The 9,521-nt window shown below is 67.4% G+C and carries 6 protein-coding genes; 3 read left to right on the top strand and 3 right to left on the bottom strand.

Annotation, left to right across the window (positions count from 1 at the left end; translation table 11 throughout):
• Window positions 1-110: 110 nt before the first annotated feature.
• A complete protein-coding gene (gene ileS, locus ACXYMW_RS04205; RefSeq protein ID WP_459034042.1) occupies window positions 111-3,122 on the bottom strand; it encodes an isoleucine--tRNA ligase in 3,012 nt (1,003 codons plus the stop codon).
• 432 nt (window positions 3,123-3,554) lie between these two features.
• Between ileS and ACXYMW_RS04200 the strand changes: the two genes are divergently transcribed.
• From ACXYMW_RS04200 to ACXYMW_RS04190, 3 genes are all read left to right on the top strand, one after another.
• A complete protein-coding gene (locus ACXYMW_RS04200) occupies window positions 3,555-3,854 on the top strand; it encodes a hypothetical protein (protein WP_459034041.1) in 300 nt (99 codons plus the stop codon).
• A gap of 301 nt (window positions 3,855-4,155) precedes the next feature.
• Window positions 4,156-6,354 carry an excinuclease ABC subunit UvrB gene (gene uvrB, locus ACXYMW_RS04195; protein WP_459034040.1) on the top strand — a complete coding sequence of 733 codons (2,199 nt, stop codon included), beginning with the start codon at window positions 4,156-4,158 and terminating at the stop codon, window positions 6,352-6,354.
• Window positions 6,355-6,415: 61 nt separating this feature from the next.
• The gene (locus ACXYMW_RS04190; RefSeq protein WP_459034039.1) at window positions 6,416-6,601 is read left to right on the top strand and encodes a PLD nuclease N-terminal domain-containing protein; all 186 of its coding nucleotides are present in this window, start codon (window positions 6,416-6,418) and stop codon (window positions 6,599-6,601) included.
• A 115-nt stretch (window positions 6,602-6,716) separates the two neighbouring features.
• Here the strand turns inward: ACXYMW_RS04190 and ACXYMW_RS04185 are convergent, their stop codons facing one another.
• Together ACXYMW_RS04185 and parE are read right to left on the bottom strand one after the other, a co-directional pair.
• Window positions 6,717-7,496, bottom strand: coding sequence for a hypothetical protein (locus tag ACXYMW_RS04185; RefSeq protein WP_459034038.1), 780 nt, complete (start codon window positions 7,494-7,496; stop codon window positions 6,717-6,719).
• Window positions 7,497-7,499: 3 nt separating this feature from the next.
• Window positions 7,500-9,458, bottom strand: a complete 1,959-nt coding sequence (parE, locus tag ACXYMW_RS04180; RefSeq protein ID WP_459034037.1) for a DNA topoisomerase IV subunit B — start codon at window positions 9,456-9,458, stop codon at window positions 7,500-7,502.
• Between the last annotated feature and the right edge of the window lie 63 nt (window positions 9,459-9,521).

The raw sequence follows: 9,521 nt of genomic DNA, 5'->3' as shown, positions 1-9,521 counted from the left end.
GGGCTGTCTGCCCCCCACAGGGCCGGGCGGCCCTGCTCCCCCCGAGGATATTTCGGCTCAGAAGAAGCGGCGGGGGCGCGCAAGCGGCCCCCGCGCCGTTGGCCGGGCGGTCAGGCGGCCGGCACGTCCTGTTCGGCCAGGGCGGCGTCGCAGCGGCCGCAGACCGCGGGATGGGCATGGCTGCCGACATCGGGCAGCACCTTCCAGCAGCGCTGGCACTTCTCGCCGGCGGCCGGCTCGAAGACCACGCCGAGGCCCGGCACCTCGGCCAGGCGGAAGGCCTCGGCCGGGGCCGGATCGGCGGTCAGGGCGATGCCCGAGGTGATGCAGACATCGTCGAACTGCACCGATTTCAGCGCCGCCAGGGTCTCGGCATCCTCGACATGGACGATCGGGGCGGCCTCCAGCGCGGCGCCGATCTCCTTGTCGCTGCGCCGGATCTCGAGCGCCGCGGTGACGACGCGCCGCGCCGCCCGCACCCGGGCCCATTTCGCCGCCAGGGCGGCGTCGCGCCAGGCCGCCGGCGTGGCCGGCATGTCCTGCAGGTGCACCGAGCTTTCGGCGCCGGGGAAACGTTCGAGCCAGACCTCCTCCATGGTGAAGGCCAGGACCGGCGCCAGCCAGGTGGTCAGGCGGTGGAACAGCAGGTCGAGCACGCTGCGCGCGGCGCGCCGGCGCGGCGTGTCGCCGTCGCAATAGAGCGCGTCCTTGCGGATGTCGAAGTAGAAGGCCGAGAGCTCCACCGTGCAGAAGTCGAAGAGCGCCCGGAACACGCCCTGGAAGTCGAAGGCGGCGTAGCCCTCGCGCACTTTCGTGTCGAGCTCGGCCAGGCGGTGCAGCACCCAGCGCTCGAGCTCGGGCATCTCGGCCGGGTCGGTGCGGTCGCGCTCCTCGAAATGCGCCAGCGCGCCGAGCAGGAAGCGCATGGTGTTCCTGAGCCGGCGGTAGCTGTCGGCGGTGCCCTTGAGGATCTCCGGGCCGATGCGCTGGTCGGCGGTGTAATCGGCCTGCGCCACCCAGAGCCGCAGCACGTCGGCGCCGTATTGCTTCACCACCTCCTCGGGCACCACGGTATTGCCGAGCGACTTGGACATCTTGTTGCCCTTGGCATCGAGGGTGAAGCCGTGGGTCACGACGTTGCGGTAGGGCGCGCGGCCGATCGTGCCGCAGGCCTGCAGCATCGAGGAATGGAACCAGCCGCGATGCTGGTCGGTGCCCTCCATGTAGACATCGGCGATGCCGTCTTCGCTGCCGTCCTCGCGGTCGCGCAGCACGAAGGCATGGGTCGAGCCGGAATCGAACCACACGTCGAGGATGTCGAAGACCTGGTCCCAGGCCTCGGGGTCGTGCTCGGCGCCGAGGAAGCGCGCCTTGGCGCCGGGCTTGTACCAGGCATCGGCGCCCTCGGCCTCGAAGGCCTCGAGGATGCGGGCATTGACGCCATCATCGCGCAGCAGGAAGTCGGGATCGGTGGGCTTGCCGCCGCGCCTGGTGAAGCAGGTCAGCGGCACGCCCCAGGCGCGCTGGCGCGACAGCACCCAGTCGGGGCGGCTCTCGATCATCGAGTAGAGCCGGTTGCGCCCGGTGCGCGGCGTCCAGGCGACGAGCTGGTCGATGGAGTTCAGCGCGCGTTCGCGGATGGTCTGGCCGTAGGTGTCCTGGCCGTCGCCGACGGGGCGGTCGATGGCGGCGAACCATTGCGGCGTGTTGCGGAAGATCACCGGCGCCTTGGAGCGCCAGGAATGCGGGTAGGAATGCTTGATCTTGCCGCGCGCCAGCAGGCCGCCGACCTCGACCAGCTTGTCGATCACCGCCTTGTTGGCGTCGCCCTCCTTGCCGTTGGGCTTGAGGATGCGGGTGCCGCCGAAGAACGGCAGGTCGGCACGGAAGGCGCCGTCATCCTCGACATTGTAGGTGATCACCTGTCCCAGCATGCCGAGATCGCGGTAGAGCTCGTATTCGTCCATGCCGTGCGAGGGCGCGCAATGCACGAAGCCGGTGCCCTCCTCGTCGGTGACGAAGGGCGCGGCGCGGAAGTCGCGCGGCGCGTCCCATTCGCCCGCCGAGCCCTCGGCGCCGGCCAGCGGATGGGCCAGCGTCATCCCCGCGAGCTGCGCCGGGGTGACGTCCGAGACGCGCCGCCACTGGCCGTCGGAGAGCCGCGCTTTGGCGAAGGTCTGGGCCGCCAGCTTGTCGGCCAGGATGAAGCGCTCGCCGGGCGCCGCCCAGCATTCCTCGGGCGTCTCGGTGACCTCGTAGAGGCCGTAGGAGAAGTCCGCGCCGTAGACCACCGCCTTGTTCGACGGGATGGTCCAGGGCGTGGTGGTCCAGATCACCACATGCGCGCCGATGAACTTCTCGGCGGTCTTCTGCAGCGTGTCGAACACCGCCTCGCGGGCCTCGTCGCTCTCCTCCTCGTCGGAGGTGTCGGCATCGGGCAGGGCGAAATCGGTGACGCGGAACTTCACCCAGATGGTGAAGCTCTCCTTGTCGTGGTACTCGACCTCGGCCTCCGCCAGGGCGGTCTTCTCCACCGGCGACCACATCACCGGCTTCGAGCCCTGGTAGAGCGTGCCGGTCATCAGGAATTTCTGGAATTCCTCGGCGATGATGCGCTCGGCGCGGAAATCCATCGTCAGGTAGGGCCGGTCCCAGGCGCCGGTGATGCCGAGGCGCTTGAACTCCTCGCGCTGGATGTCGATCCAGCCCTCGGCGAAGCGGCGGCATTCCTGGCGGAAATCGACGACGTCGACGCGGTCCTTGTCGAGCCCCTTGGCGCGGTACTGCTCCTCGATCTTCCACTCGATCGGCAGGCCGTGGCAGTCCCAGCCCGGCACGTAGCGCGCATCGTGCCCCATCATCTGGTGGCTGCGCACGATCATGTCCTTGATCGTCTTGTTCAGCGCGTGACCGATATGGAGGTGGCCGTTGGCGTAGGGCGGGCCGTCATGCAGGGTGAAGGGCGGGCGGCCCTCGGCGCGCTCGCGCAGGCGGTCGTAGATGCCGATCTCCTCCCACCGGACGAGCCAGTCGGGTTCGCGCTTGGGCAGGCCCGCCCGCATCGGGAACTCGGTGCGGGGCAGATTCAGGGTGTCTTTGTAGTCGGGGGTCTCGGCGCACATGACGGGCGTCCTCGGCGAAGCGGTCTCGGGAAGGGTCGGGCGGAGAGGGGCGGCGCGGCGGAGCAGACGCCATTGTCCCGGCGCAGCAGAAGCTTACCGCGCCGGGCCCGTAATTCGGATGAGGATTCCGAAAAGCTCCCGCATGGGCGCTGTATAGGAGGCCCGGCCGCGATGGTCCAGCCCGCCCGCGGCCCGCGGAAAACGGCGCAAGGGGCGGGGCCGGATGGGCCGCATCCCGCCGGTTCCCGCGATGCCGCGGCGCGGCGCGGCGGCGCTTGGCCGATGCCGGGCGGCGATCTCGGCGCCGGCCCGCCGGAATCCGGCGGCGGCGCGCGGCGCACTGGCATGGCGGCCCGACGGCGCCAATCTCTTCCCCATAGCCGCCATCGGCGCGGCGGGTCGCCCGCCGCCAAACCGCAAAGGAGAGATGCCATGGCCTATAGCGATCATACCACCCGGACGCCGCCGAACCGGGCCACCGACCCCTACGGGCAGCCTCTGCCCACCGATCCGGCGCTGCGCAGCCGCCGTCCCGGCACCGTTCTCGCGGGCCTGCTGGTGGCGGTGCTGCTGATCCTCGGACTGATCTTCGGCGCGGGCCTTCTGGGCTCCGACGACGCGGCGCCGCCGGCCGCCATCGAGAATGCCGAGACCCTGCCGCCGGGCGATGCGGCGGACGCCCCCGTGGCGGCCACGCCGCCGGCCGAGGGCGGGGCGGTCACCAGCCAGTGACGCGCCCAGGCTGCGGGCCGGTCGCCGGCCCGCGCGACGCCTCCGGACGGCCCTGATCGGGACCGGACCGTCTGACGATCCGGCCACCCGGCGTCCTCTCTCGGACCTGGACCGGTGCGGACCGTGACCGCGCCGTCCCCCACCGGAGCTGCAATTTCGGCGCTCCGGCCTCGGCGCCCGGCCCCTTCCCCCGGCCGGGCGCCCTTTTCGTGCCGGGACCGGCTGGCCCGTTTGCCCCCGTTTGCACTTGAAGATCGCGCCCCGCGCGACAACATCGGACCCGGTCCCCTTGGAGTCTCCGATGCACAACAACCGCCCCGACGCCATGCCGATGCTGCACGCCCCCGCCCCGGCGGTGGCCGAGCGCGAGAAGCTGGAGGGCGGCAAGCGCTTCGTGATGAAGACCCACTACGCCCCGGCCGGCGACCAGCCGACCGCCATCGCCGAGCTGGCCGCCGGGGTGCGCGACGGCGAGCGCAACCAGGTGCTGCTGGGCGCGACCGGGACCGGCAAGACCTTCACCATGGCCAAGGTGATCGAGGAGACCCAGCGCCCGGCGATCATCCTCGCCCCCAACAAGACGCTGGCCGCCCAGCTCTACGGCGAGTTCAAGCAGTTCTTCCCGGACAACGCGGTCGAGTATTTCGTCTCGTATTACGACTATTACCAGCCCGAGGCCTATGTGCCGCGCTCGGACACCTATATCGAGAAGGAATCCCAGATCAACGAGCAGATCGACCGGATGCGCCACTCGGCCACCCGGGCGCTGCTCGAACGCGACGACGTGATCATCGTGGCCTCGGTGTCGTGCATCTACGGCATCGGCTCGGTCGAGACCTATGGCGCCATGACGCTCGATCTCTTCGTCGGGCAGGACTACGACCAGCGCAAGGTGATGGCCGATCTGGTGGCGCAGCAATACCGGCGCAACGACCAGGCCTTCCAGCGCGGCTCCTTCCGGGTGCGCGGCGACGTGCTCGAGGTCTGGCCGGCGCACCTCGAGGACCGGGCCTGGCGGTTCTCCTTCTTCGGCGAGGAGCTGGAGGCGATCACCGAATTCGACCCGCTGACCGGCGAAAAGACCGGCAGCTTCGACCGCATCCGCGTCTACGCCAATTCGCATTACGTGACGCCGCGGCCGACGATGCAGCAGGCGGTGATCCAGATCAAGAAGGAGCTCCGCCAGCGGCTCGACCAGCTGGTCTCCGAGGGCAAGCTGCTCGAGGCGCAGCGGCTCGAGCAGCGCACCAATTTCGACATCGAGATGCTGGAGGCCACCGGCGTCTGCAACGGCATCGAGAACTATTCCCGCTACCTGACGGGCCGCGCGCCGGGCGAGCCGCCGCCGACGCTCTTCGAGTTCATCCCCGACAACGCCATCGTCTTCGCCGACGAAAGCCACGTCTCGGTGCCGCAGATCGGCGGCATGTATCGCGGCGACTACCGGCGCAAGTTCACGCTCGCCGAACACGGCTTCCGGCTGCCCTCCTGCATGGACAACCGCCCCCTCAAGTTCGAGGAATGGGACGCCATGCGGCCGCAATCGGTCTTCGTCTCGGCCACGCCCGCGGATTGGGAGCTCGACCAGGCCGGCGGCGTCTTCACCGAGCAGGTGATCCGCCCCACCGGGCTCTTGGATCCGCAGGTCGAGATCCGCCCCGTGGAGATGCAGGTCGACGACCTGCTGGACGAGATCCGCAAGGTCGCCGCCGACGGCTACCGGACGCTCGCCACGGTGCTGACCAAGCGCATGGCCGAGGACCTCACCGAATACCTGCACGAGCAGGGCATCCGGGTGCGCTACATGCATTCCGACATCGACACGATCGAGCGCATCGAGATCCTGCGCGACCTCCGCCTCGGCGCCTTCGACGTGCTGGTCGGCATCAACCTGCTGCGCGAGGGGCTCGACATCCCGGAATGCGGGCTGGTGGCCATCCTCGACGCCGACAAGGAGGGCTTCCTGCGCTCCGAGACCTCGCTGATCCAGACCATCGGCCGCGCCGCGCGCAACGCCGAGGGCCGGGTGATCATGTATGCCGACCGCATCACCGGCTCGATGGAGCGCGCCATGGGCGAGACCGAGCGCCGGCGCGAGAAGCAGATCGCCTACAACGCGGCCCACGGCATCACCCCCGCGACGATCAAGAAGAACGTCGAGGACATCCTCGCCGGGCTCTACAAGGGCGATGTCGACATGAACCGGGTGACGGCGCAGATCGACCCGAAGCGCCAGGGCTCCAACATGCAGGCAGTGCTCGACGGCCTGCGCGCCGACATGCGCAAGGCGGCCGAGAACCTCGAATTCGAGGAGGCGGCGCGGCTCCGCGACGAGGTCAAGCGGCTGGAGGCGGTGGATCTCGCCGTCGCCGACGACCCGCTGGCGCGCCAGCAGGCGGTCGAAAAGGCCTCGGACGCCGCCACCAAGGCCTCGGGCCGCTCCACCGCCGGCCGCCCGGGCCAGCGCGGCGGCAACGTTCAGCGCAGGAAGAAGCGCTGAGGGAACGGGTCAGACGGTTGCATCGTTCATTCCGCAAACGGCATATGCGGGAGCGACGCCAATGGAATACGGCATTTTCGGACTGATCGTCCTGATCCTCGACATCTACGCGATCTACCAGATCCTCACCTCCGGCGCCTCCACCGCCGCCAAGGTGATCTGGACGCTGGTCATCCTCGTCCTGCCGGTGCTCGGCTTCATCGCCTGGCTGGTCGCGGGGCCGCGGGGGCGGAAAGCGCGGGTTTGACGCATAAGGGGTGAGGCTGGGGGCAGCCGCACCTCGCAGAGGCGCACGCAGCGAATTACCGCTGCGCCGGCCGCTGTAGGCTTCAACGAGATTGGGCCAAACCGTGGCCCAATTTCTATATTACTTTTTCGGCTTCGTCGGAGTGGGAGCTGGCGGCCGAGTTGAAACTGTTGGACGAGGGGGGTTGTGACCGCCCTTCATTATTCCGCCCCGCTCGATCGTCGGTCGAACAGGCTTCGGCGGTTCCTTTCTGGACATCACAATCTCCTGTAGTGGGGAACTCAATCCAAACTTCTTCTCGTGGGAAAGACAGATAAATGTGGGGAGCTTCAGAGATTACATCAGCTTGAGCACTGTAGACGATTGCATCCCTCAAGAGAAGCTCTCGATATTCCTCCGTTTCTGAATAGGCGCTGATATATCCACAATAAATAAAATCATTCTTTAGGTCGCGGATGTTCACATAGTCGACGAAGGGTTGCGAACCATTAAATGTGAAGCTCCACACATCCTCTGTTCCAAATCGTCTGGTTGCTCCGATAAAATTCAGCACTCTCATGACGACGCGGTATTTTACCAGATAGAGCCAAATTATTGCTAGAGTGAGACTTACAGGGACGGACACCGCGATCTCGTCAGAGAATTCGTTGAGCCCTGTGGGGTCTCCTTCGGAAAAAACCGCTGATGTGAACTCTTGGTTAAATAACGTATAACCTAAATAAACTGTCGCATACGAGAATATTCCGAACAAAAAAGAGTTCAGCGCCAAAGTTGCTTTGTCAACTTTGGGGCCAGATCCGTACACCGCATCGAGATTAGCCCAAATAATTCCGGGCAAAAAACTAGCGCCAATTGAGCAAGGGCAATATTCATTGGGGAGGAGCGCCTTTCTCAAATCTCACACATCCAACTCCTCCACGAACCGCGCATTCTCCTGGATATACTGGAAGCGCAGTTCCGGCTTCTTGCCCATCAGGCGCTCGACCAGGTCGCCGGTCTCGCCGGGTTCGTCCTCGTCGATAGTGACCCGGATCAGGGTCCGGGTTTTGGGATCCATCGTCGTCTCCTTGAGGTCCTTGGCGTCCATCTCGCCCAGGCCCTTGAAGCGCTGCACGTCGATCTTGCCCTTGCCGCCGAGGCCCTTCTTCAGCCAGGCCTCCTTCTCGGCATCCGAAGCGACGTAGAGCCGCTTCGCCCCCTGCGTCAGCCGGTAGAGCGGCGGGCAGGCGAGGTAGAGGTGGCCGTTGTCGATCAGCGGCCGCATCTGGGCGTAGAAGAAGGTCATCAAGAGCGCCGCGATATGGGCACCGTCGACATCGGCGTCGGTCATGATGATGATCTTGTCGTAGCGCAGGTCGTCGAGGTTGAACTTGGTCCCCAGGCCCACGCCGAGCGCCTCGCAGAGATCGCGGATCTCGGCATTGGTGGTCAGCTTCGAGGAGGCCGCGCCCAGCACGTTGAGGATCTTGCCCTTCAGCGGCAGCAGCGCCTGGCTCTCGCGGAAGCGCGCGCCCTTGGCCGAGCCGCCGGCCGAGTCGCCCTCGACGATGAACAGCTCGGTGCCCTCGCGGTTCTTGTTGGTGCAGTCGGTGAGCTTGCCGGGCAGGCGCAGCTTCTTGGTCGCCGACTTGCGCGCCGTCTCCTTCTCCTGCCGGCGCCGCAGCCGCTCCTCGGCGCGCAGCACGAGGAAGTCGAGGATGGCGCCGGCGGATTTGGTGTCGGCGGCCAGCCAGTTGTCGAAATGGTCGCGCACCGCGCCCTCGACCAGCTTCGCCGCCTCGGTGGTGGCCAGCCGGTCCTTGGTCTGGCCGACGAATTCCGGCTCGCGGATGAAGCACGACACCAGCGCGCAGCCGCCGGCGATCAGGTCCTCGCGGGTGATCTGCTGCGCCTTGCGGTTGTTGACGAGCTCGCCATAGGCGCGGATGCCCTTGAGGATGGCGGCCCAGAAGCCGGCCTCGTGGGTGCCGCCCTCGGGGGTCGGCACGGTGTTGCAGTAGGATTGGGTGAAGCCGTCGCGCGACGGCGTCCAGTTGATCGCCCATTCGACCTTGCCGGGCGCGTCGAACTTCTCGCGGAAGGACACCGCGCCGGCGAAGGGCTGCGCGGCGTAGGTGGTGGCGCCGCCCAGCGTCTCGGTCAGGTAGTCGGCGAGGCCGCCGGGGAAGTGGAAGCTGGCCTCGGTGGGCGTCTCGCCGTCCTCGATGGCGCTCTTCCAGCGGATCTCCACGCCCGAGAACAGGTAGGCCTTGGAGCGCACCATCTTGAACAGCCGCGCCGGTTTGAAGCGGTGATGGCCGAAGATCTCCTCGTCGGCATGGAAGGTCACCGTGGTGCCGCGCCGGTTCGGCGCCTGGCCGACCTTGGCGGCGGGGCCGAGCGGCTTGCCGCGCGAGAAGCGCTGCTCCCAGAGCTCGCGGTTGCGCGCCACCTCGACGACCATCGAATCCGAAAGCGCGTTGACCACGCTGGCGCCGACGCCGTGCAACCCGCCCGAGGTCTCGTAGGCCTTGCCGGAGAACTTGCCGCCGGCATGGAGCGTGCAGAGGATGACCTCGAGCGCCGACTTGCCGGGAAATTTCGGATGCGGGTCGATCGGGATGCCGCGGCCGTTGTCGCGGATGGTGACCGCGTGATCGGCGTGCAGCTCCACCTCGATGCGGTTGGCGTGGCCGGCCACCGCCTCGTCCATCGAGTTGTCGAGCACCTCGGCCACCAGATGGTGCAGGGCGCGCTCGTCGGTGCCGCCGATATACATGCCGGGCCGCTTGCGGACCGGTTCGAGACCTTCGAGGACTTCGATGGAGGAGGCGTCGTAATCGCCGGGCTGGGTCCCGGTGAGGAGGTCTTCGGCCATGGGCTGCTCGTATCCTGGTGTCTGGGGCGCCATTGGCCAGCGATTATGGCAGAGCGGCGGGAC

The sequence above is a fragment of the Roseivivax sp. CAU 1761 genome (assembly GCF_054482755.1).
This window is presented reverse-complemented; position numbering and strand designations above follow the sequence as displayed.